Source organism: Nostoc sp. DSM 114159 (genome assembly GCF_053470285.1).
In genome coordinates this window covers 2,722,415-2,743,058 of the sequence record NZ_JBPFEH010000001.1, presented here as the reverse complement: position 1 = coordinate 2,743,058, position 20,644 = coordinate 2,722,415, and the positions used below count along the sequence as shown (strand labels likewise).

Genomic DNA, 20,644 nt, shown 5'->3' with positions numbered 1-20,644 from the left:
CACTTATTACTTAATATTGCGCTCAAAGAATGCTTTTTTTTAGCGATCGCGTTGCAATCGTTTTAACTCATCTTGCAGTTTTAGCACTTCATCGCGCAATTTATCTACATTCTCATCATTTGACGCCTCTTTCACCGTTGGTTCATCTTCCTCTAAAATTTCAATGCGGCGAGGTTGAGAAGGGGGCGTTTCTGGTGAGGTTTCAACAGATGGTTGGGCTTGTTGGGCTTGCTTCATCATATCCTCAACGAAGCGGCGGGCTTCTTCTGTGTTCATTTCGCCCTTTGCCACCATTTCATCTGCCAGTTTTTGGACTTGCGATCGCACTTCGGCTAATTTTCCCCCTGCTTTCTCACCCGCGTAAGAAGCTAATCCAACACCGAGGTAAAAAGCTTTTTGAACAATATCTCCAAAACCAGGCATTGTTACTGACCGCTCCTAAAAATAGGGCGACCCGGAGACTACGCCTACCACAAGCCTCCCGTGTTGCTGCTACCTTCCGGTTCTGACAAGATTTGGGTGTTGCGATCGCATAGATCCAGGTCTTATATAAACATAACATGAAAATTCAGTAAGTGTGTGTCATTCCATAACAATTCGCCATTCATAAAGCTGATAGTTGACGCAGCCGTGTTTTACCAAGGGGTCATCAGCTACAATCGCTTCTGCTTCCTCCTTTGAGGCTGCCTCAAACAGTAACATTCCGCCTCTTTGCTCTACCCAATAGCCTGTTCGCGCTTTGTGTCCTTTAGTAATTAATTCCCGAATGTAGGCTTTGTGAGCAGGTACATATTGGTCAAAGGTAGGTTTATCGACTTTCCCTTCTTCAATTTTTACAAACCACGGCATTGGCTTCTTAACTCCAGTTACAACAGACAGCCTACGTAAAGTACCCAGTGCTGATGAAAGAGTATCAAATACAATAAATTTTAAGTGAAGTGCGTTATAGCTTTAGCCTAACGCACCGCTATATCTGTAATATCCTTTGAGCGTTTGCCGTTCAATACTCAACAACAATGATTTTATAATCCAAAATCTCAAATCCAAAATCTGAAATTGAATGAGCCGTTTTTTTATCGCCCTCCTACCACCGCAAGATATTCAAGACTACGCCAACAAGATTAAGCAATACTTTGCCTCACGCTATGCTAGTAGCGGGGCGCTAAAGTCTCCGCCTCATATTACCCTGCAACCGCCCTTTGAATGGGCAGATGCTAACTTGCCACTATTAGAAGCATCCTTGAAGGAGTTTGCCAGTGGACAACAGCCAGTAGCAATTACACTTAAAGGGTTTGATGCCTTTGTACCTCGTGTCATATACATTAATGTCGTCAGAAGTCAAGAACTTTTAACTTTGCAAGCTGATTTAATGGCTTATACAGAAAGCAACTTGAGAATTGTTGACAAGGTTTCTAAAACCCGCCCTTTTGCACCTCATTTAACGGTTGCATTTCGGGATTTAACAAAGCAGAATTTTAAAGCTGCTTGGCCAGAATTTGAAAATCGCCAGTTGCATTTTGAGTTTACTGCTGACAAATTAACCTTGCTGCTTCACGACGGGAAGCGCTGGAATATTAAACGAGAGTTTGCTTTTTTCTCTGGTAGTAATTGAGCTTTTAACCGATAATTCAGCCATTGCAAGTATTTTCTCAATGCCGATGTGGGTAGAATTTGGGATTCTAATTTATCGAATAGGTAATTCAATCACAAACTCGGTACCCTCACCTGGTGTTGAATGGCAATTTAGCTTACCGTGATGATTGTTAACTACAATTTGGTAAGCAATAGATAAACCTAGTCCTGTTCCTTTACCGATGGCTTTTGTAGTATAAAAAGCATCGAATATCTTTGTCCGATTTGCTTCACTGATTCCTGAGCCATTGTCTGCAATTCTGAGAATAACTTGCTCTCCAATTGCTTCCGTTTTAATCCAAATCGTCCCACTATGTCGAAAGTTTTCATCAAAATACTGATTTTTTTGGATTTCTTCAATTGCATCAATTCCATTACTAATCAAATTCATAAAAACCTGATTTAGTTCGCCTAAATAGCACTCAACAAGTGGTAATTCTCCATATTCTTTGATTAATTTAATTGCTGGACGATGACCATTTGCTTTCAGTCGATGTCCAAGAATGAGTAGTGTAGTTTCTAAACCTTCATGCAGGTTAGCTAGTTTTTTACCTGCTTCTCCGTGTCGAGAGAACTTATTCAAGGATGAGACAATTTCTGTAACGCGAGCTGTACCTATCTGCATAGATTGAATAATTTTGGATAAATCATTTAACAAATAATTGATATCTTTTGTTTTAATAGCATTTTGAATTTCATCTGGAGGATCGGGTAGATATTTCTGATATAACTCGAGCAAATTAATAACTTCTTGGAAATACTCTTCAATAAAATTCAAGTTTCCAGCGATAAAATTGATGGGATTATTTACTTCATGGGCAATTCCTGCTGTCATTTGACCCAAGGTTGCGACCTTTTCTGCTTGAATCAGTTGGGTTTGAATCTGTTGTAATTCGGCGTTTTTGTCTATCAAGGTTTTCGTCAAATTTTTCAGCTTCAGTTGATGCTCTATTCGCACCAAGACCTCTTCATACTGAAAAGGTTTAGTAATATAATCTACAGCTCCTAATTGTAATCCTTTAACCTTGTCAGCAGTATCGGAAAGAGCAGTCATAAAAATGATCGGAATATCCCGGACACGAGGATTGCTTTCACTTTTGAGGTATTTACAAGTTTCAAACCCATCGATACCCGGCATCATGATATCAAGCAAGATTAAATCAGGTAAATTATCATTATCTAATCTCTGAATGGCTTTTTCACCACTGCGAGCTGCCCAAACTTCAAAGCTAGACTGATCCAAAAAGCTCGATAAAACTTGTAAGTTGGCAGGGTTATCGTCCACGACTAAAATAATTCCTCTGCTAGGATCGCTATTTAGGGAATTTTTTTGATCGCCTATAGTTACTGTCATAAAATTTCTATCCTATATTGATTCACGTTGCTTATTTGCAAAACGCTAAAGGAGAACACTCCCAATTCAAAATTCACGGCATAAAATCCACATAAATAAATTTAAGGAAATTAATCTTTTGAGTTTTCGTTCAAAAAGTTAAGGATTAAATCTTCGTCAAACTGCCTCGCTAGCTGCCGCAATTGGTTAGCAAAGAGAGCGAATTTTGCGTCTGTTTCCTCTAGTTTATCTGCCCATTTTAAAATGTCATTGAAGTTACCTTTACTGGCTAAATTCATCAGTTCCTGCAATATATCGGGGGAAGGAAGAGTCAATTTATCTGGTGAACTATCAAGTGTTGTAGGCGAAGAATTAATTTTTTGTTCCTCAGATTGCTGGTAAATCCATGTCAAACCTAAATTGCACTCTAATTGATGCAGTAATTCATTTGCCTGTACAGGTTTGCTCAAAAAGGTGTCACCTCCTGCTTGCAGACTGCGATTTTGGTCGGCTTCAAAGACACTAGCAGAAGAGACGATAATCTTGATATCGTGGATATCTGGGGTATGACGCAGGTGTTTAATCAATTCAAACCCATCCATTTCTGGCATCAGCAAATCTGTAATCACTAGGTCTGGTTTCAGGGCGATCGCTTTTTCTAAACCTTCTTTACCGTTGCTGGCTTCAACTACGTTGAAACCCAATGGTTGCAGTAAATTTGTAATTACTGTGCGATTCTCCCAGCGATCGTCCACCATTAAGATGGTGCGGGGTCTACCTGTAAAGCCAATGATTTGTCCCTTGGATACAGCCATCGCAGACTGTACCCATTCGCTGGCTTGGGCGATCGCAATTTCAAACCAGAAAGTACTACCCTGACCAATCTCACTTTTAACCTGGATATCGCTACCCATCATCTGCACCAACTGCCGAGTAATAGCTAAACCCAGCCCTGTCCCTTCTATCTGATGCTTTTTTTCACCTACTTGTTCAAATGGCAAAAAAATGTTGCCCAATTGGGTTGGAGTTATGCCAATTCCTGTGTCTTTTACACTAAAGTGAATGTGATATTTCTCCATCTGCCCATCAGCAGTCAGTCGATCGATTACCTCAACCTCGAAGCTAACTTTACCCTCATCAGTAAATTTAATGGCATTTCCCAGCAGATTCAAAAGAACCTGACGTAACCTTTTGACATCGACATGAACCCCTGTGGGTAAGTTGCTTGCGGGTTCATAGACAAACAAAATGCCTTTTTGTTCTGCCCGAATCTGGCAAATTTCTACAATACCCTGTAAAAAAGACGGAAAATGCACATCTTGAGGATTCAGTTCTAGTTTTCGCGCTTCAATTTTGGAAAGATCCAAAATGTCATTAATTAGAGTCAGTAGATGAGAGCCACACTGTTCAATAATATTTACATGATATTGCTCTGACTCTGGCAAAGCTTTGGAACGCAGCAAAATTTGAGCGCAACCCAAAATACCATTCAAGGGCGTTCGCAGTTCATGGCTCATGTTGGCTAAAAATTCGCTCTTAGCCCGGTTTGCGGTATCAGCCGCTGTTTTAGATTTTTTCAGTTGAGCTTGTTCAAAAGCTTGTACCTGCCACAAGACAGCGATCATCGTCACTGTTAATCCGCCCACAATTAGGGCGATCAGATCGAGAAATTGTAGCCGAGATTCAATGTTTTGACGCGGAATTACCAAAGCCACAGACCAATTAGTTTCTCGTAACGGCATATAAGCAACATACTTTTTAGTGCCGTCAATTTCCATCAACTGAATTCCCTGTTGTTTGTTTACCATTCGCTGCGCGATCGCATTTAAATTGCGATCTGGAATTTTCAGCAGGCTGGGTGCGGGTTTTTCTACCGTTGACATTAAGGTTGAGTTGGGATGGACGATCGCTTCTCCTTGGGAATTGAGGGCAAATGCATAGCTGTTGTTGCCGTAGTGCAAAGAGTTGACCACCTTTGCAATGCGATCGACTTTAACATTGCCGTGGAAAACTCCAATCGGTGAACGATTGGTAGGAGAATCAGACCAGATTGGAGTGGCGATCGCAATTAAAGGAATACCTGTGGAACGGCTAATAAAGGGATCGGAAATGTTGCTTTTTCCTGCTAGTGCTTTTTGAAAGTAGTCTCGATCCTTAACATTCTTATTTGACCGACCAATTTTAGTATTAAAATACGAACCATCCGGGGTAACTATTTGGAAAAAGAAAAATTCATCGATCCGCTTAACTTCTGACTTTAAATAAGGTTCTGCTAAAGACCAGTCTAAGGAGCGTACAGTTGAAGTATGAGCAAGGGTTTGCACCTCGACTTTGCGAATATGTAACCACTCCTCAATTTCATCAACTCCTCTCTGTACCTCTAAAAATGCTTTTCCTCTCAAGTCTTGTAGCGTTATTTTTCGAGCAGCCTGATAGCTAAAATAAGCAGAAATACTCACAATAAGAGTAGTGCCGCCAATAATAAATCGGATTGGTAAATTCCGTGAAGAATACATTTTGGTGTCAGATGGGCTGGAGTTGCCTTCGATCGCAGGCTTAACCCTTTAAACAATGGGTTTTGTAAGCAAAAAAAGGGCTATATTTAGATTGCCCAAAAAATTATTAATAATCGCAATTATGATTGTTACCCATAGCTGCGATTGTCAATACCCTAAACTTTGCTAACTATCCTTTAAAGACCTGTATTGTGAAGTATGTATAGGCCGATCGTCGAGTAAGTTCAAAAAATACACTTTATCAAAAATATAATAATCAAATTTCTCGTTATAATTTTCTTGATAAATTAGATAATATTACTGATATTTAAGTATCGGTAAATAGTCAACTTTATTTAGTAAAACAGGTATTTAAAATCAAAAATTTGGATTATTTTGTAACAGGCGAAAGCCAAGAGTCGCCATCTAGGTGACATTGGTAGCGATTAAATGACTGCCGACCCTATGCAAATTGAATGTGAAAGAGGTTATCAAATCTGATTAACAAGCTACAGTATATACCTGTAACATAACAACCAATTAGGTAATACTTGCCTTTTGACTAATGACTCAAGTAGATATTCTGATCCTTTCAAATGGCCCAGGTGAAGTAACAACCTGGGTGCGTCCAGTAGTAAAGGCGTTGCGGCAAGAACTAGGGGATGACCGTTCTATAGTGAGGATTTCTGTGGTATTATCGCCTTGCTCAAATGCCAGTGGTAAAGAAGCAGCGATCGCTCTTTCTTACCCCGAAGTAGATAGAGTTCAGGGAGCAGAACATTTTTGGCAATTTTTGCTTTGGGGTAAAACATTTGAAAATTGGGATTGGAGAAGTCGCGGTGTTATCGTTTTTTTGGGCGGCGATCAAATTTTTCCAGTGATTATAGGCAAAAAGCTCGGATATCGCACAGTTGTTTACGCCGAATGGGAAGCCAGATGGCATAACTGGATTGATCGCTTTGGTGTGATGAAACCCGAAGTAGCAGCCAAAGTCCCAGCAAAATATGCTCAGAAATTCACTGTTGTCGGTGATTTGATGCTAGAAGCTAGTAGTCAAGAGTCATTAGTCATTGGTCATTTGTCCTTAGCAAATGACAAAGGACAAATGACTAATGACATAAACGCGTCAGTGACTTCCCACAGCGTAGGACAAAAGACTGAATTGATTGGTTTACTCCCTGGTTCAAAAGCAGCAAAATTAGCCCAAGGAGTACCATTATGTTTAGCTATTGCCGAATACATTCATGCAAAAAGACCGCAAATCAGATTTGTGATTCCTGTAGCCCCAACTTTGGATTTACCAACTTTAGCTAGTTTTGCCAATCCCCAAAAGAACTCTATTGCTGAAATCTTTGGCTTTGGCGGTGCTTCCTTAATTATCCCAGAGGATGCTCAAGGCAAGGCATTGCTCAAAACAGCAACGGGCTTAACTGTAGAACTGTGGCAAGAAAACCCTGCATATCACTTATTATCCCAGTGCTGCATCTGCTTAACTACGGTGGGGGCAAACACTGCTGAACTTGGTGCTTTAGGAGTGCCAATGATTGTTTTACTACCAACGCAGCAACTTGACGCTATGCGTTCTTGGGATGGTTTACCTGGATTGTTGGCAAATCTGCCAGTAGTCGGTACGCTATGCGCTAAGGCAATCAATTGGTCATTTCTGAGATTTGTGAGACGTAAAGGTTTATTAGCATGGCCAAATATCTGGGCACAAGAAGAGATAGTCCCAGAAATTATGGGTAAAGTTCAACCACAAGATATTGGAGAAATGGTTTTAGATTTTTTGGCGAATCCAGAAAAATTGGATGATATGCGCGCTAAACTCCGTAATATTCGCGGTGAAAACGGTGCAGCGCAGAAGATAGCACAGATTGTTGGTGAGGAGATTGGGAAGTAGGGAAAGATGAGGGAGTAATCAAAGCAACATCCCCCTAATTTTTACTCTGGCTTAACGTGAGTTAGACAAGTATTATTTGACGTCTCCCCCAACCCCTCTCCGACACGGAGAGGGGAGCAAAAGCTGAATTTTTCGCTACTCCTCCCTTTGGGTTTCGGAGAGGTTCATCGAACTCACTCTGGCTTAATCTGAAGATTCTCCATCCCTGCGCCCAAGTTCATAAATGCCAGCACCCATACAGGCTAATATACCTGTACTAATTCCCCAACTCTCGCCTAAACTAATTTCCAGACCCCAGTTACATAAAGTGCCGACTACCAAAAAAGGCACAATGCTAAACAGTGAGGCGTAGAAAGCATTTTGGGATTCTCTGGCTTTACGAGTCTTTTCAAATTCTGACTGGCTGGTGTAGAGCGATCGCTCGGCAAAGTTAAACCAGCGATTGAGTTGCTCGATTACCCATTCATTGACTCTGGAAAAACCTAGATATAGCGCCAATGACCACAAACTCGCTCCAGCGATCGCGATCGTGTCTAACTCAAAACGGAAAGGTAAAATTTCAGTCAGCATTGCTTAGGTGAATCCTGCAAAGGGTTAACTTTAGCTGTCAGTAGATGCTAAATAAACCTCTTGTGCAATTTTAAGCATAAAAGCTCACAAGATTTCAACTACTTAGTAAATATCCAGCTTCTTAGCTTGTTTACACCCGTTTTACACTCATTCTCTATCTAAAGGTATCAAAAAATACCTCACATTTTAGTTTAAGCTACAACAGTTTTCCTATATAAGCTAGTACCTACAAACCACAAACCCCTTGAAATTATTATATTTCAAGGGGTTTAATATAGTGCCAGGAACCGGACTTGAACCGGTGACACGAGGATTTTCAGTCCTCTGCTCTACCAACTGAGCTATCCCGGCTGGGGCTTTTGTGAGCCACGATTAATCAATGTAGCAAAGATAAAAGAATATAGCAAGTCTTTGGAGAAAAATAGTTATGCAGCTTTCAAACTCAACTTAAACCAGATGAAAACGGCTACAAATAGTAGAAATTGGACAAGAACAATACTTGGCCCAGAAGCAAAGTTGAAAATACCTGACACAATGATCCCAGCAATGCTGCTAATGGAACCAACTATCACCGACATGACTAGAAAGCGGCTAAAGTGGTGACTCATCAGTTTGGCGGTAGAGGCGGGAATGACCAAAAAGGCGTTGACTAATAAAACGCCAACAGCTTTAATCGCGACAGCAACGGCGAGTGAAAGCAAGACTACAAAAGCGTAGCGGTACAATTGGACGGGAACACCTTGAACTTGGGCGACATCGGGGTTAAGGGTCAATAAAATTTGCTGTCGCAGAGTTGATAATAAAAATATGCCACCTCCCACAAGTACTAGCAGCGTCAAAATCAAATCTGTGGTGTCGATCGCTAGAATATCCCCAAACAGTACAGCCATCAAGTTGCCACGATATCCTTTAATTAGGCTCGTGAGAATTAAACCGATCGCTAATGCCCCAGATAGCACTATGCTAAGTACGCTATCGCTAGCTAAGTCGGTTTTATCGATAAAGTAAAGAACAATAACCCCAAAAACTAAGGTAAAAGGTAACAGCATCCAAGTAGGATTTATTTGTAGCAGTACACCTAACGCCACACCTACTAATGCTGCATGACCAACTGCGTGACTGAAAAATGATAACTGGCGCAAGGTGACAAAACTACCCAACATCCCGCCAAGTATTCCCATCAATGCAGCACCTGCGATCGCACGCTGCATATAAGGGAATGTTAATAAGCTTACCAAATCATTAATATTGGCGATCGCAAGCCAAGTTATCTGACAATCATTGAAGAAATTCATACTTATAGGCATTAATGTTGGTGCTGGTAGCGGCTAAAACCTGGGCCGTAGGTTGCTAACAGGTTTTGCGGTGAAAGGGCAATTTCTGGCTTACCAGTACAAACAATGCTTTGGTTCAGGCAAAGCACGCGATCGCAATGCCGATTTACCATATCAATATCGTGAGAAACTTGTAATACTGTCCAACCTTCCTCTCGCTTTAATTCATTTAGCAAAGCGTAAAAATCTGCTGCACCTTGCACATCAACACCAGCAAAAGCTTCATCTAGTACCAAGAGTTTCCGAGGCATTACCAAACAATAAGCCAATAAAACCCGCTTCAGTTGACCGCCACTAAGAGTACCAATAGCTTGATGCTGTAAATGATAAGCATCAGTTCGCCGTAAAGCTTCTGTTACTGCTGCCGATTTTTCTCGGTCTTGTTTCCACAATTTAGAGAAAAATGAATTCTTTTTTTTTCCTTCTTTAGTCCATCCCAGTCCCACCAATTCGCTGACAGAAATGGGAAAGCTACGATCAAAAATGAAGTTTTGTGGCATATAACCCAACGTGTGGCGTAAATGCCCCAATCTGGAAATTGGACGACCCAAGATTTCAATCGTCCCAGCACTTCGAGGTATCAAATCTAAAACCGCTTTTACCAGGGTACTTTTACCAGCACCATTGGGGCCAACGATGGCTGTATCTGTTCCTGGCAATAATTCAAAGGAAACATCTCGAACAGCTAGATAGCTGCCTTGATAAACAGTTAATCCTTCTACTTTCAAAATAGGAATGTCATTAGTCATTGGGTATTAGGCATTGGGCATTGGGCATTGGGCATTGGTCATTTGCAAAAGACAAAAGACAACTGACAAATGACAAATCTATTTACACGATGTTTCTAGAGTTTGCAAATTCGCTTTCATTGCCTTGAAATAATGCTGTGGATCTGTTTCGCCAGTTTCTAGAGAATCCAGAGTACGCAAATTTAATTTCAAGTCTTTAGAGAGGCTGTTCAGCAGTTTATTATCTACTCCTGGTTCGCTAAATAAAGCTTTGACTTTGTATTTTTTCACGGCGCTGACGGCATTTTGCACATCTGTTGGTGAAAGTTGATCTTCGGGAATTTGTACCACAGCAACTTGCTTGAGGTTATAGCGTTTAGCTAAATATGGAAACGCATCATGAAAGGTAATAAAGGTGCAAGTGGGATTTTTCTGTAAAGTCTGCTGAAATTCACTGTTTAAACTTTCTAATTCTTTAATATAAGCTGTAGCATTTGCTTCGTAAGTAGCTTTGTTCCTCGGATCGGCAGCAATTAATCCATCTCGAATATTTGTTACTTCCTGTTTTGCTAAAACTGGATCTAACCAAACGTGAGGATTACCCTGACTTTGTTCGCGGTCTTTTTCATCTGGCGTTGTTTTTACGACAGGTGAAATTTCATTTAAGGGTTTAATACCAATACTTGCATCAATTTCAGTTAATTTGGGATTTTGGGCATTTTTGACAGTACCTTCCAGAAATTCCTCCAAGCCTAAACCATTTTTTACTAATACCTTAGCAGTAGCGATCGCTTTGACATTTCCTGGTGTCGCTTGGTATTCATGTACCTCCGTACCAGGTGGCACTAGAATTTCTACATCTGCGACATCCCCAGCTACTGCCTTAGTAAACAAATATATCGGCAAAAATGTCGCTACTACTTTAGTTTTTCCTGACTGCGCCTGTGGGATAGAAGCAGCTTCTTGTGCTTGCGGCAACTGTTCGGAAGTTGTTCCCTGATTTGGATTCGATTGACTACACCCAGTAGCCATCGACAACATTAGCAGAGCAATTATGGGCAAGATGCCGCTTCTTTGCCTACCTGTTCTAACTTCTGTGCAATTCACAATCACGTATTTTGCCTCCAAAACGGATGCTGACTCTGCCTCTGTCAAAATTCCTATTGACAACTTTATACTATAATAATTCTCATTCTCATTTTAAGTACATAATATCATTCTGAGTTTGCTGTGTAATGAGTAACAACAAAACTTTTTCAGACGGTACAGCCCTCTGCAATTTAGTTTTCCCTAAATAATTAGGGTTTGTTGACTTTTTTTGTTAAAAAGTTTCCTCTCTTCTGATAAGATTGCTGACAAATATTCTCATAAAATACACGTTTAAAAAACGTGGTTTGGGTGTGAGTTGGAGATCGGTGTGAGGAGAGAAATGCAAAAATTCTGGAAATATCTGCTAGTTAGTCCAGCAGTCTGCGGTGTCATGCTATTTGTGAATACTGCTACATTTGCAGGTGAAACTTCTAGCATGTCTGAAATCAATCAAGTGCAAGTTTTAGCTAATCCAGACACAAAAGTTGAGACAAAAGCGCAAGTTACCTCCGTGTCTCAATTTTCTGATGTACAACCAACCGACTGGGCATTTCAAGCATTGCAATCCTTGGTTGAGCGCTATGGCTGTATTGCAGGATACCCAAATAGCACTTATCGCGGTAATCGGGCATTAACGCGATATGAGTTTGCTGCTGGTTTGAATGCTTGTCTCGATCGCGTTAACGAACTTATTGCGACAGCCACTGGCGATTTAGTTAACAAACAAGATTTAGCCACATTACAAAAGCTGCAAGAAGATTTTTCCGCCGAACTGGCGACACTCCGAGGCCGTGTAGATGCAGTAGAAGCGCGAACTGCTGAATTGGAGGCGAATCAGTTCTCAACCACAACTAAATTGCAAGCAGAAGTTGTCGCAGTCGCTAGCGATGTTTTGTCAGGAAATACAGTTAACGGTGCGGAAATTACAGATAAGAATACAACTTTAGGGTTACGGGCGCGGATACAATTCGTGACCAGCTTTACAGGAAAAGATACGCTGTTCACCAGAATCCAGGCTGATAATATTCTCAGTCCTAACATCGGTACGCCAGAGGGGAACTTATTTTTTGCTGGCGAGGATGGTACCACTAATGCTTTTATAGATGCCTTGTATTACAAATTCCCTCTGGGTGAAAAAACAGAGGTTACTGCTCTTGTCAACGCAGCCGCAGCAGATGATATTACCAGTACTGTCAATCTCTTTGACGGTGATGGCTCCTTTGGTGCTTTGTCCACGTTTGGTACACGCAACCCAATTTATAATCAGATAAATGGCGCGGGGTTGGCAGTAACGCACGAGTTCAATGAGAAATTGGCACTGAGTCTAGGGTATTTGAGTGGTACAGCTAATGACCCTACGCCCAATAATGGTTTGTTCAATGGTTCTTATGGTGCGTTGGCACAGCTGACAGTTAAACCAAGCGATCGCATTTCTATCGGTTTAACTTACATCAATTCCTACAATCAACCACTACTCACAGGTAGTAATGCTGCCACTTTCCAGGATATAGCAGCTATCCAGGGTTTACCAGAAGATCAAGTAGGATTTTCCAGTAATTCTTACGGTGTCGAAGCATCCATTGGCATCACTGATAACATTGTCTTGGGTGGTTGGGCTGGATACACCAACAGCCAAAGCTTGAGAGGAACTCGTGGAGACGTTGATATTTGGAACTATGCTGTCACCTTGGGCTTTCCTGACCTCGGTAAAAAAGGTAACTTAGCAGGTATCATCGCTGGTGTGGAGCCGAAAGTGACAAGTTCTAACATCGCAGGTTTGGATAGCGATCCTGATACATCCTATCATCTTGAGGCGTTCTACCAGTATAAGCTGAGTGACAATATCACCATTACTCCTGGAGTCATCTGGTTAACATCTCCAGATCATAACGACGCTAATGATGATGTTGTTATTGGTGCATTAAGAACCACATTCAGTTTCTAATTTTTTAAAATTTTAAAAGAAGACGCAAATTTATCTTTTGCGTCTTTTTTTGGGTATAGGTTTAAAAATAGAACTTAGCATTTTTACCCAGCTTGATATCTGAAAACAACGCGAGTTCGACAGTTAGGAAAGGTCAAAAAAGTTGCTAGATATGAATTTGCTCAACTGAACATCCACGCAGCCTGAAAAAAGTCGCGTTCACAAAACATCGCATAACGATAAGTTGAATGCACAACAGAATCAGTAGCGGCATAATTGTCAACCAAATTTTCTAATTGTTGTGTCAGTGGTTGAAAATCTGCGCTGCTATAAGTACGAATCCAGTCTGCATATTGATGATTAGGAATACCGTTACAAGCCAATTTTTCTCCTAAAAAGGCATACAAACGCATACAGGGAGACATTGCCGCAGCAGTTAAACCGACATCTTTGCTCCAAGCAGTTGCTAACAAAAAATCAGTATAGCGGCGAGTAGCAGATGCAGGTTCTACAGCATACAAATTGACTCCCCACTCAGAAGCATAACTACTATGCAGGCGAAGTTCTTCTAAAACTCCACTAGCTAAATTATGAAATGTGGTGAAACCTAACCAGTCTGGTGCTTTGGCTGCGGCGATACTGTAGGCACGGGCAAAAGCTTCTAAGAAAAAAGCATCTTGCCCTACGTAGTAAGCAAATTTAGCTTGCTCAAGAGTACCATCGCCAATGCCTTGAACGAAAGAATGCTCTAAGCAAGCTTGGGCTAAGTCTTGATTTGCTGCCCATAATTCGTTAGATAAAGTCATTTGTTATTTGTCACTTGTACTGAGCGAAGCCGTTGGCGTGGTCACTGAGCGTAGTCGAAGTGGAGCCTCTCCAAGAGTTGTATTTGTCATTTGTCAACTATTATCTCCTTTAAAAAGGGAAGAACTGGAGTAAGACTGAGCCAATACTTCCCAAAAAGTCAACGAAGCTGGGTTTACCAGTACTTACCTTCTCATTAACCGGTGTTTGTAGTTCTTTTATAAAAGTTTGGGCTGTTAGGGTTCCAGTGCTGTTGTTTTGGGATGTAAACAATTTTTCTGCAACTTGAGCATCTTGGAATGCACCTTGTCTATCTAGTATTTGGTAACGAGCGACACCACGAGCAAGATAAGCATCTGCATATTCTGGTTTAATTGCGATCGCTTGATTAAAATAACTGATTGCTTGCTGTTGGTTGCCTTTTTGCCCTTCTGCTACACCCAAAGCATAAAAATCTGCTGGTGAAGCAATTTGTGATGGTATCGCAACTGCACCTTGAAAGTTAGTCCCATTCAAGTAAGCGCCAGTTAGTTCTGCATTTGCTAAATAAGTATTTCTCAAATCAGCACCCGTCAAATTTGCCCCATTAAATTTAGCTTCGCTCAGGTTAACGCCAAATAAACTCGCGCCACTTAAGTTTGCACCCCGCAAATCTGCACCGCTCAAATTTGCACGGCTCAAGTTTGCACCTGTGAGATTAGCACCGCTCAAATTGGCTCCAGATAAGTCAGCCATCACTAAACCTGCATTCATCAAATCACAGTTTTGACATTGTTTGGTTGCTAATAACTGTTTAACATGTTCAGAATTAGCTGCTTGTACGGTCGTTGTCAAACTAATCGTGGTTAAAAATGCAACTGCACTTAGAAATTGAATCTTCATATTTATGTAATATTTATTACTCAATAACAGTATAAACTGAGATGGATTTATACCTCAGCATTATGATATGAGCAATCTCAATAATTTGTCCTCTGTAGTTGCCTACATCACTTATAAATTGGTGATACCTTTCCTGTAGAACCTTACGCTAAAGGATTCTAGAAAAGTCGGGAAAGTATAAATTGAGCCGATATTAAGATTGATAACCCCAGTAAGAAGGGTAAATGAGCATCATTCGTCAAGATAAATGATACATTTTACTAGAGGCAAAACTGATGTTACAAAATTAAACTCACTGCAAAATATCGCTTCCAAAAAATCATCTGTAACATCCAAATAATTAGTATTTGTTAAAATCAAGTCAATTAGTAGAGCAGTATCCAAGCCTAAAGTTTGCCCTATAGCTGGACTAGTCATTGTCATCAGGGATGCTTGAACTCAGGAGCAAAATGATAGATTTGCTTTTAGATACCCTGATTTTAAATAAATATGAGACTATAGAAATATTAAGGCAGTCAGAAAAACGTGAGTCAGCAAGACAAACTCTTAGAAAAAATTCTCTCTGGGACTTCTGATACAGATATCCCTTTCGCCCAACTGTGGCAACTTTTATATACACTAGGCTTTGAAGAACGGATTCGTGGCGATCATCGTATTTTTTTCAAAGCCGATGTTGAGGAGATATTGAACCTGCAACATAAAAAAGGAAAAGCCAAAAGCTATCAAATTAAACAAGTTCGGGCAGTGATTCTCAAATATAAGCTAGGAAGTAAAAATGATGTTTCGGTATGAAATTATTCTCTACTGGAGTGAATTAGATCGAGCTTTTATTGCTGAAGTTCCAGAGTTACCAGGCTGTGCTGCTGACGGTGATACTTATCAAGAAGCACTGTATAATGTAGAATTAGTTGTGCAAGAATGGATAGAAACTGCTAAAGATTTGGGGCGTCCAGTTCCTGAGCCTAGACCACGTTTGATGTACATTTAATTGATACACAAAGCAAGTTCAACTTATTTTTTAGCATAATCATACGTGAGTTCGACAAGCCCTTTTTTGACTTCTCCCTCAACCCCTCTTGGACACAAAGAGGAAAGCCAAAACCCTAATTACTCGTTGCTCCTTCCTTGACCCGTGGGAGAGGGAGGTTGTGAGGGAGAGGTTCATCTAACTCACGTTAATCATAAATTTTCAAACATTCTTTAAGTGAAGAACTTAGTTACTGGCAATCTTACAAATCACCATAATATGTGAATTGTATTTGTTAGTAGTATAGTGAATAAGTTGTAGTCCAGAACGTTCTATTTCTTGCAATAGTTTAGGTATTTCATACTTGTGATGCCGCCAAATAGTAATTTCTTCACCTTTAGAGATTTCAATATTTTTCTCTATCCCCATCCGACTAAAATTGATAGTGTAATCATGACGTAGTTTCAGATTAGCAACAATACTATCTGTTTTTAAATCGTATTTTCTCACTAGTTCGCAATCTTCCGATTTTATCCCAATCTTCTTTTTAACCCATCCATATACTTCTTCTACATGATACTTGCAGCCACCTCTAACTATTCCATCCCATGTAGAGTTAGAACCAGTTTCGTTGGTAAATACTAACAGATCATTTTTTCCCATGCTATCTCTAAAGTTTTTGAACACCTCATCTCTATTTTGATGATTTCCAATGGTAACACCTAAGTGTAAAAATATTTTTGCTGTGTCGTCAATTTCAAGGATAGCTTGATTTTGGAATAAACTTTTGGGTACACAACTACTTTCTATGTCAATTGTGGAACTGATAAACTCGATTAATGGAAACCATTTTTTAAAATTCATTTTGGAGACATGAAGCAATTCTTCGCTAATATCTAAAGCAATATATTTGTTAACTTTTTTTAATTTATTTAGTTTGCGAATAAACTTTTTAACAGGATAGGAATTACCTGCGCCAACATCTATAATATTTACTCGATCGCCAGCTTTGATATTACCATTAAGGTATTTAAAATTTTCTTTTAAAAGGTCAATTTCTACATTTGCCCTTCCATACCATCTAGGAATAGCATGTTTCAGATAAAAATCGTTCCAAATTTTTGCACCTCTCCCTTTATATGAATACTTGAGAGGGATTTCTCGTTTGACTTCTAATGCATGAATTATTCCTGAAATTTCTTCTTCAGAAAAAAGAGAGTAGAACTCAGAACTTGGCTTTGCTGTGCGACTGATAGTAGTTGAGATATCCGAGGGAAGTTGGGAATTACGATGAAAATTTTGAGCCATTATTCTTGTTCTTTGGTTTTCTTCGGTCTTGAAATTGATTAGCCGTAATGCTTGCTAAAAATGTATTCTCCCATGCCACTGTCCCAAAACTCGAAATTTGCACCACAAATAATTTGCCGCAAGTCATACAGAATTTAATCAAAAACAACATAAACCTTGCTACTCTTCTTTTGGCGGAGATGCTATGCTAACGGGAAAGCTCCGCGAACGTCGTTCCTCTTCGCAATTAGATATTAGATTTAGTTATATCTGTCTACTTACATTATGGTAGATAATTCCCAAGAGCCAAAAGAGCATGATGTATCTCTGTGCGGTCATTATAAAGTCCCAGCAGATGATGTAGTTTTGGGAGAACTTGAAAGAATTAACCAGTTGATGATGCATGGAAGGATTGAGCAAAAAATTGATGCTCTTCTGGATGCTTTTGAATATGGTCAAGCTGGCTTACAAATAATTATTCATTCGTTGCATGACTCTTCAATAGAAGTGAGAGAAGCTGCCTATTTTCTACTTCAAGAAAGTACAGAATGGTCAGCAAAAGAGGTCTTACAAGAATATATACCTATGATTTTTTTAAATGCCTTCATGCATGGAATGGGCAAACTGTAATGTCTTTGTGTTCTTCAATCAGTTCAGATTGGAAAACTCTAGTAAGTGTTGATAATGGAAAATGCAACCTTTGGGATTTAAGAACAGGTCAGCTAATACGCACTTTGGATATCAATTTACCAAATGATGATATTGATGATGTTACTGATTATGTTAATATCGCTTTCATCCCTGATACGCAAACCCTTATCATTGCATCTGAAGGTATAGTAAGTCTATGGGACATACAAACAGAGGAGATAATTCGCACTTTAAAAGGGAATTACGCTGGCTCTTTCGCTACCAATTTGCTGAATAAAACAACCATCTCTCTCGGTCGTCGCGTTCATGATGACTACTCTGACTCTGAACACCCTGTTAAAGTCTGGAATTTACAGACAGATCAGCTAGTTAGTACTATATACGGGCATAATACAGCTGAAGAGAACGATCTGATCGTCAACCCCTCAGAGCAGTTTCTCACTATTATGTATTGTCACTTTAAGGATGCACGTGGTTTTTATGACATAGTTCTTAAAATGTGGGATTTACAAACTGGTGAACGACGAATTGCTACATTTAATGTGCCTCTTAGTAAATCGGATAAAACTTTTTTCCCTACCTTAAGCCAAGATGGAAAAACTCTTGTTACTTGCAGTGGGGATGCCAGCATCAAAGTGTGGAATTTCCAAACAAAGAAGATAGTTCATATTTTCCAAGGTCATCGAATTATTCACGGTCATCAACCTATTTTCCTAAGCCCCCAAGCCAATATTCTTGCAAGTGTAGGGGTCGAGAATAGAATAAATACTATCATTTTATGGGATTTAATTAGAGGAGAAAAAATACATATACTTGAAGGCTCCGCACCTGTGGCTTTCAGTACAGATGCTAAAGTTATCGTAAGTGGAGGTGCAGACAATACAATCATTGTGTGGGATTTACAAACGGGTGAAAAACTTTGCATACTGGAAGGTCATTCATCTCGAATTGTAGACATTGCTATCAGCCCAGATGGCCAAACTATTGTCAGTTCCAGTGACATTAGTAGTTACTTTGCTAACGATGCTACTATCAAAGTCTGGGGAGTGTGATAATACTAACACCCTTGATGGACTAGCCAATTGGTTTTTTACAATCAAAAATAGGAGATAATTTTCCAAAGATAGAGGGGTAAATACCATTGGTTCAGCAACCAGAACTCCAAGAAACTTCGTCGATAAAGGCAACCCAGCGCGTGCTTAAAAGTTTAAGCACTTACCGGTGGACTTCACTGGGAGCATTAGTCAGCCTGTTGCTGTTGACGATCGCCAACGCACTCACTCCACAACTATTTCGGTGGGGAATTGATGAGGGAATCGCGCCAAAAAATCTCCAAATTGTGCTATATAGCGCCGCCTGGATGGTAGTTGCCGCGATCGCTCGTGGTGTATTTAACTTTGGACAAAGCTATTTAGCAGAAGCAGCATCTCAGGGTGTTGCTTATGAACTGCGAAACAAAATTTTCAGCAAAATCCAAAATCTCAGTTTCAGCTTTCATGACCAGGCGCAGACTTCCCAACTACTAACCCGTGTCACCAGCGACATTGAACAAATTCGTACCTTTGTTGGTACTAGTTTAATTCAGGTCGTCGGTTCAGTTGTGACATTGGTGAGTATTTCGGTGGTTTTGCTGGTGATGAACTGGCAATTAGCACTGATTAGCCTAACAGCAGTGCCCATAACCGCATGGTTAATGGCACTATTCGTCAGCCGAAATAACAAACTTTTTCGGCAAGTACAAGAGCAACTGAGCAACCTCAATGCTATCTTGCAAGAGAACTTGCTAGGAATCCGTGTAGTTAAAGCCTTTGTGCGGGAGTCAACCGAAAGGTCGCGTTACACAACTCTGAATGATGGCCTAGTCAAGGCAAACATGAAGACCATTAGCGCCATCCGCGATACCTTTCCCTTGATATTCTTGCTGAGTAATTTGGTAACACTGGCAGTTTTCGCCTATGGGGGAGCGCAGGTGATTGGGCGCAGATTTTCCATTGGCGAGCTGGTGGCGTTTAACTCCTACCTAGCGTTGATTCTCCAACCAATTTTGTTGATTGGATTTGCCGCACCCGCGATCGCTCAAGCAGCTGCTTCCGCCGAACGTGTCTACGAAGTTGTGGATGCAGAGGTAGAAATTCGCGATTGCCCTGGTGCTGTCCCCTTTGACACCTGCGGTGGTAGAATTACCTTTGAAAATGTTTCCTTTCGCTATCCCGGAGCGACAACCGAAACTCTCAAAGAAGTATCCTTTGAAACCAAGCCTAACGAGCTAATCGCCGTTCTCGGAATGACTGGTTCGGGAAAAAGCACAATCATGAACCTGATTCCTCGCTTTTACGATGTCACCAAGGGAGCAGTTCGCATTGACGGACGAGATATAAAAAGTTTCACACTCAAAAGCCTCAGATCGCATATTGGGATTGTCTTTCAGGAAACCACCCTCTTTTCTGGCACAATCCGCGAAAATATTGCCTACGCCAAACCTGATGCTACCTTAGAGCAGGTGATTGAAGTTGCAAAAACCGCCCAAATGCACGATTTTATTAGCGGTCTAGCCGATGGCTACGAGACGATTGTGGGCGAACGGGGTGTAGGCTTATCTGGAGGACAAAAGCAGCGAATTGCGATCGCTCGTACCTTACTAACCGATTACAGCATTCTGATACTTGACGATAGTACCTCGGCTATAGATGCCAAAACTGCCGCCCAAATTCAAGCCGAACTAGATCATTTAATGCGCCAAAAAGCTTGTACAACCTTTGTAGTAGCTCAACGTATTAGCACTGTTAAAAATGCCGATCGCATTTTTCTCATGGATAAAGGACGATTGGTAGCACAAGGCACTCACGAAAAATTGATGCAAACCAGTCCACTCTACGGTGTAATTTTGGAATCTCAGGTAAAACCAAAGGAGAAAAAATGATCTCCAATTAGCATAATTAATTTTGCTTACAGCCTAGTAATAAAGACTTTTAATCTAAAATCGTTCGACTGAGCGACTTGCCTTGAGCGGAGCCGAAAGGAGCCGAAGTCCAAAATCCAAAATCTAAA

Annotated in this window: 20 protein-coding genes, 1 tRNA gene and 1 other RNA gene; 8 read left to right on the top strand and 14 right to left on the bottom strand. The window is 40.5% G+C overall.

The window, feature by feature from the left end; translation table 11 throughout:
• Window positions 1-39: 39 nt before the first annotated feature.
• The 3 genes from ACR5KR_RS11375 to ACR5KR_RS11365 all read right to left on the bottom strand — a co-directional run bounded on the left by ACR5KR_RS11375 (window position 40) and on the right by ACR5KR_RS11365 (window position 849).
• A complete protein-coding gene (locus ACR5KR_RS11375; protein ID WP_445626435.1) occupies window positions 40-423 on the bottom strand; it encodes a phasin family protein in 384 nt (127 codons plus the stop codon).
• 25 nt (window positions 424-448) lie between these two features.
• Window positions 449-545, bottom strand: an RNA gene (gene ffs, locus ACR5KR_RS11370) — signal recognition particle sRNA small type.
• A gap of 37 nt (window positions 546-582) precedes the next feature.
• Window positions 583-849, bottom strand: coding sequence for a YciI family protein (locus tag ACR5KR_RS11365; protein ID WP_289795594.1), 267 nt, complete (start codon window positions 847-849; stop codon window positions 583-585).
• Window positions 850-1,060: 211 nt separating this feature from the next.
• On the opposite strand from ACR5KR_RS11365, the gene ACR5KR_RS11360 reads away from it, so the two are divergent.
• On the top strand, window positions 1,061-1,612 hold the full coding sequence (locus ACR5KR_RS11360; RefSeq protein WP_448266590.1) for a 2'-5' RNA ligase family protein: 552 nt from the start codon (window positions 1,061-1,063) through the stop codon (window positions 1,610-1,612).
• Between the two features lie 72 nt (window positions 1,613-1,684).
• On the opposite strand, the gene ACR5KR_RS11355 is transcribed toward ACR5KR_RS11360, so the two are convergent.
• Window positions 1,685-2,986: a hybrid sensor histidine kinase/response regulator gene (locus ACR5KR_RS11355; protein WP_448266589.1), complete on the bottom strand. Its 1,302-nt coding sequence runs from the start codon at window positions 2,984-2,986 to the stop codon at window positions 1,685-1,687.
• A gap of 110 nt (window positions 2,987-3,096) precedes the next feature.
• Window positions 3,097-5,481 carry an ATP-binding protein gene (locus tag ACR5KR_RS11350; RefSeq protein ID WP_448266588.1) on the bottom strand — a complete coding sequence of 795 codons (2,385 nt, stop codon included), beginning with the start codon at window positions 5,479-5,481 and terminating at the stop codon, window positions 3,097-3,099.
• A 544-nt stretch (window positions 5,482-6,025) separates the two neighbouring features.
• Between ACR5KR_RS11350 and ACR5KR_RS11345 the strand changes: the two genes are divergently transcribed.
• Complete coding sequence (locus ACR5KR_RS11345) at window positions 6,026-7,360, top strand: lipid-A-disaccharide synthase (protein WP_445626468.1); 1,335 nt, start codon at window positions 6,026-6,028, stop codon at window positions 7,358-7,360.
• A 183-nt stretch (window positions 7,361-7,543) separates the two neighbouring features.
• Here the strand turns inward: ACR5KR_RS11345 and ACR5KR_RS11340 are convergent, their stop codons facing one another.
• The 5 genes from ACR5KR_RS11340 to ACR5KR_RS11320 all read right to left on the bottom strand — a co-directional run bounded on the left by ACR5KR_RS11340 (window position 7,544) and on the right by ACR5KR_RS11320 (window position 11,033).
• Entirely contained in the window at window positions 7,544-7,930 is a 387-nt protein-coding gene (locus tag ACR5KR_RS11340) for a hypothetical protein (RefSeq protein WP_334866878.1), read from the bottom strand.
• Window positions 7,931-8,208: 278 nt separating this feature from the next.
• Window positions 8,209-8,281, bottom strand: a tRNA-Phe gene (locus tag ACR5KR_RS11335).
• A 74-nt stretch (window positions 8,282-8,355) separates the two neighbouring features.
• On the bottom strand, window positions 8,356-9,225 hold the full coding sequence (locus ACR5KR_RS11330; protein WP_445626469.1) for a metal ABC transporter permease: 870 nt from the start codon (window positions 9,223-9,225) through the stop codon (window positions 8,356-8,358).
• An 11-nt stretch (window positions 9,226-9,236) separates the two neighbouring features.
• Window positions 9,237-10,013: a metal ABC transporter ATP-binding protein gene (locus tag ACR5KR_RS11325; RefSeq protein WP_448266587.1), complete on the bottom strand. Its 777-nt coding sequence runs from the start codon at window positions 10,011-10,013 to the stop codon at window positions 9,237-9,239.
• 78 nt (window positions 10,014-10,091) lie between these two features.
• Entirely contained in the window at window positions 10,092-11,033 is a 942-nt protein-coding gene (locus tag ACR5KR_RS11320) for a metal ABC transporter substrate-binding protein (RefSeq protein WP_448270166.1), read from the bottom strand.
• 388 nt (window positions 11,034-11,421) lie between these two features.
• On the opposite strand from ACR5KR_RS11320, the gene ACR5KR_RS11315 reads away from it, so the two are divergent.
• Window positions 11,422-13,026 (top strand): iron uptake porin, encoded by a 1,605-nt coding sequence (locus ACR5KR_RS11315; RefSeq protein WP_448266586.1) that lies wholly within the window; start codon window positions 11,422-11,424, stop codon window positions 13,024-13,026.
• 161 nt (window positions 13,027-13,187) lie between these two features.
• On the opposite strand, the gene ACR5KR_RS11310 is transcribed toward ACR5KR_RS11315, so the two are convergent.
• The 3 genes from ACR5KR_RS11310 to ACR5KR_RS11300 all read right to left on the bottom strand — a co-directional run bounded on the left by ACR5KR_RS11310 (window position 13,188) and on the right by ACR5KR_RS11300 (window position 15,108).
• Window positions 13,188-13,811: a TenA family protein gene (locus ACR5KR_RS11310; RefSeq protein WP_448266585.1), complete on the bottom strand. Its 624-nt coding sequence runs from the start codon at window positions 13,809-13,811 to the stop codon at window positions 13,188-13,190.
• Between the two features lie 109 nt (window positions 13,812-13,920).
• Complete coding sequence (locus ACR5KR_RS11305) at window positions 13,921-14,691, bottom strand: pentapeptide repeat-containing protein (RefSeq protein ID WP_448266584.1); 771 nt, start codon at window positions 14,689-14,691, stop codon at window positions 13,921-13,923.
• A 231-nt stretch (window positions 14,692-14,922) separates the two neighbouring features.
• On the bottom strand, window positions 14,923-15,108 hold the full coding sequence (locus tag ACR5KR_RS11300; protein ID WP_448266583.1) for a hypothetical protein: 186 nt from the start codon (window positions 15,106-15,108) through the stop codon (window positions 14,923-14,925).
• A gap of 108 nt (window positions 15,109-15,216) precedes the next feature.
• Here ACR5KR_RS11300 and ACR5KR_RS11295 point away from each other — a divergent pair, with 108 nt between their 5' ends.
• Window positions 15,217-15,483, top strand: coding sequence for a type II toxin-antitoxin system HicA family toxin (locus ACR5KR_RS11295; RefSeq protein ID WP_448266582.1), 267 nt, complete (start codon window positions 15,217-15,219; stop codon window positions 15,481-15,483).
• Window positions 15,467-15,679 carry a type II toxin-antitoxin system HicB family antitoxin gene (locus ACR5KR_RS11290; protein ID WP_448266581.1) on the top strand — a complete coding sequence of 71 codons (213 nt, stop codon included), beginning with the start codon at window positions 15,467-15,469 and terminating at the stop codon, window positions 15,677-15,679. Before ACR5KR_RS11295 ends, ACR5KR_RS11290 begins: the two co-directional genes overlap by 17 nt.
• A gap of 225 nt (window positions 15,680-15,904) precedes the next feature.
• Here ACR5KR_RS11290 and ACR5KR_RS11285 read toward each other — a convergent pair whose 3' ends face one another.
• Window positions 15,905-16,966, bottom strand: a complete 1,062-nt coding sequence (locus ACR5KR_RS11285) for an L-histidine N(alpha)-methyltransferase (protein WP_448266580.1) — start codon at window positions 16,964-16,966, stop codon at window positions 15,905-15,907.
• Between the two features lie 264 nt (window positions 16,967-17,230).
• Here ACR5KR_RS11285 and ACR5KR_RS11280 point away from each other — a divergent pair, with 264 nt between their 5' ends.
• The 3 genes from ACR5KR_RS11280 to ACR5KR_RS11270 all read left to right on the top strand — a co-directional run bounded on the left by ACR5KR_RS11280 (window position 17,231) and on the right by ACR5KR_RS11270 (window position 20,516).
• Window positions 17,231-17,575 (top strand): hypothetical protein, encoded by a 345-nt coding sequence (locus tag ACR5KR_RS11280; RefSeq protein ID WP_448266579.1) that lies wholly within the window; start codon window positions 17,231-17,233, stop codon window positions 17,573-17,575.
• On the top strand, window positions 17,575-18,648 hold the full coding sequence (locus tag ACR5KR_RS11275; protein ID WP_448266578.1) for a WD40 repeat domain-containing protein: 1,074 nt from the start codon (window positions 17,575-17,577) through the stop codon (window positions 18,646-18,648). Before ACR5KR_RS11280 ends, ACR5KR_RS11275 begins: the two co-directional genes overlap by 1 nt.
• An 89-nt stretch (window positions 18,649-18,737) precedes the next feature.
• Window positions 18,738-20,516, top strand: coding sequence for an ABC transporter ATP-binding protein (locus ACR5KR_RS11270; RefSeq protein WP_448266577.1), 1,779 nt, complete (start codon window positions 18,738-18,740; stop codon window positions 20,514-20,516).
• The last annotated feature ends 128 nt before the right edge of the window (window positions 20,517-20,644 follow it).

What these genes read in the sequence shown, in the direction of transcription:
- ACR5KR_RS11275 (WP_448266578.1), top strand. Translation starts at nt 17,575, where the DNA reads ATGTCTTTGTGTTCTTCAATCAGTTCAGATTGGAAAACTCTAGTAAGT.
- ACR5KR_RS11345 (WP_445626468.1), top strand. Translation starts at nt 6,026, where the DNA reads ATGACTCAAGTAGATATTCTGATCCTTTCAAATGGCCCAGGTGAAGTA.
- ACR5KR_RS11310 (WP_448266585.1), bottom strand. Translation starts at nt 13,811, where the DNA reads ATGACTTTATCTAACGAATTATGGGCAGCAAATCAAGACTTAGCCCAA.
- ACR5KR_RS11325 (WP_448266587.1), bottom strand. Translation starts at nt 10,013, where the DNA reads ATGACTAATGACATTCCTATTTTGAAAGTAGAAGGATTAACTGTTTAT.
- ACR5KR_RS11375 (WP_445626435.1), bottom strand. Translation starts at nt 423, where the DNA reads ATGCCTGGTTTTGGAGATATTGTTCAAAAAGCTTTTTACCTCGGTGTT.
- ACR5KR_RS11300 (WP_448266583.1), bottom strand. Translation starts at nt 15,108, where the DNA reads ATGACTAGTCCAGCTATAGGGCAAACTTTAGGCTTGGATACTGCTCTA.
- ACR5KR_RS11280 (WP_448266579.1), top strand. Translation starts at nt 17,231, where the DNA reads ATGGTAGATAATTCCCAAGAGCCAAAAGAGCATGATGTATCTCTGTGC.
- ACR5KR_RS11360 (WP_448266590.1), top strand. Translation starts at nt 1,061, where the DNA reads ATGAGCCGTTTTTTTATCGCCCTCCTACCACCGCAAGATATTCAAGAC.
- ACR5KR_RS11290 (WP_448266581.1), top strand. Translation starts at nt 15,467, where the DNA reads ATGATGTTTCGGTATGAAATTATTCTCTACTGGAGTGAATTAGATCGA.
- ACR5KR_RS11320 (WP_448270166.1), bottom strand. Translation starts at nt 11,033, where the DNA reads ATGTTGTCGATGGCTACTGGGTGTAGTCAATCGAATCCAAATCAGGGA.
- ACR5KR_RS11365 (WP_289795594.1), bottom strand. Translation starts at nt 849, where the DNA reads ATGCCGTGGTTTGTAAAAATTGAAGAAGGGAAAGTCGATAAACCTACC.
- ACR5KR_RS11340 (WP_334866878.1), bottom strand. Translation starts at nt 7,930, where the DNA reads ATGCTGACTGAAATTTTACCTTTCCGTTTTGAGTTAGACACGATCGCG.
- ACR5KR_RS11355 (WP_448266589.1), bottom strand. Translation starts at nt 2,986, where the DNA reads ATGACAGTAACTATAGGCGATCAAAAAAATTCCCTAAATAGCGATCCT.
- ACR5KR_RS11330 (WP_445626469.1), bottom strand. Translation starts at nt 9,225, where the DNA reads ATGAATTTCTTCAATGATTGTCAGATAACTTGGCTTGCGATCGCCAAT.
- ACR5KR_RS11315 (WP_448266586.1), top strand. Translation starts at nt 11,422, where the DNA reads ATGCAAAAATTCTGGAAATATCTGCTAGTTAGTCCAGCAGTCTGCGGT.
- ACR5KR_RS11305 (WP_448266584.1), bottom strand. Translation starts at nt 14,691, where the DNA reads ATGAAGATTCAATTTCTAAGTGCAGTTGCATTTTTAACCACGATTAGT.
- ACR5KR_RS11350 (WP_448266588.1), bottom strand. Translation starts at nt 5,481, where the DNA reads ATGTATTCTTCACGGAATTTACCAATCCGATTTATTATTGGCGGCACT.
- ACR5KR_RS11285 (WP_448266580.1), bottom strand. Translation starts at nt 16,966, where the DNA reads ATGGCTCAAAATTTTCATCGTAATTCCCAACTTCCCTCGGATATCTCA.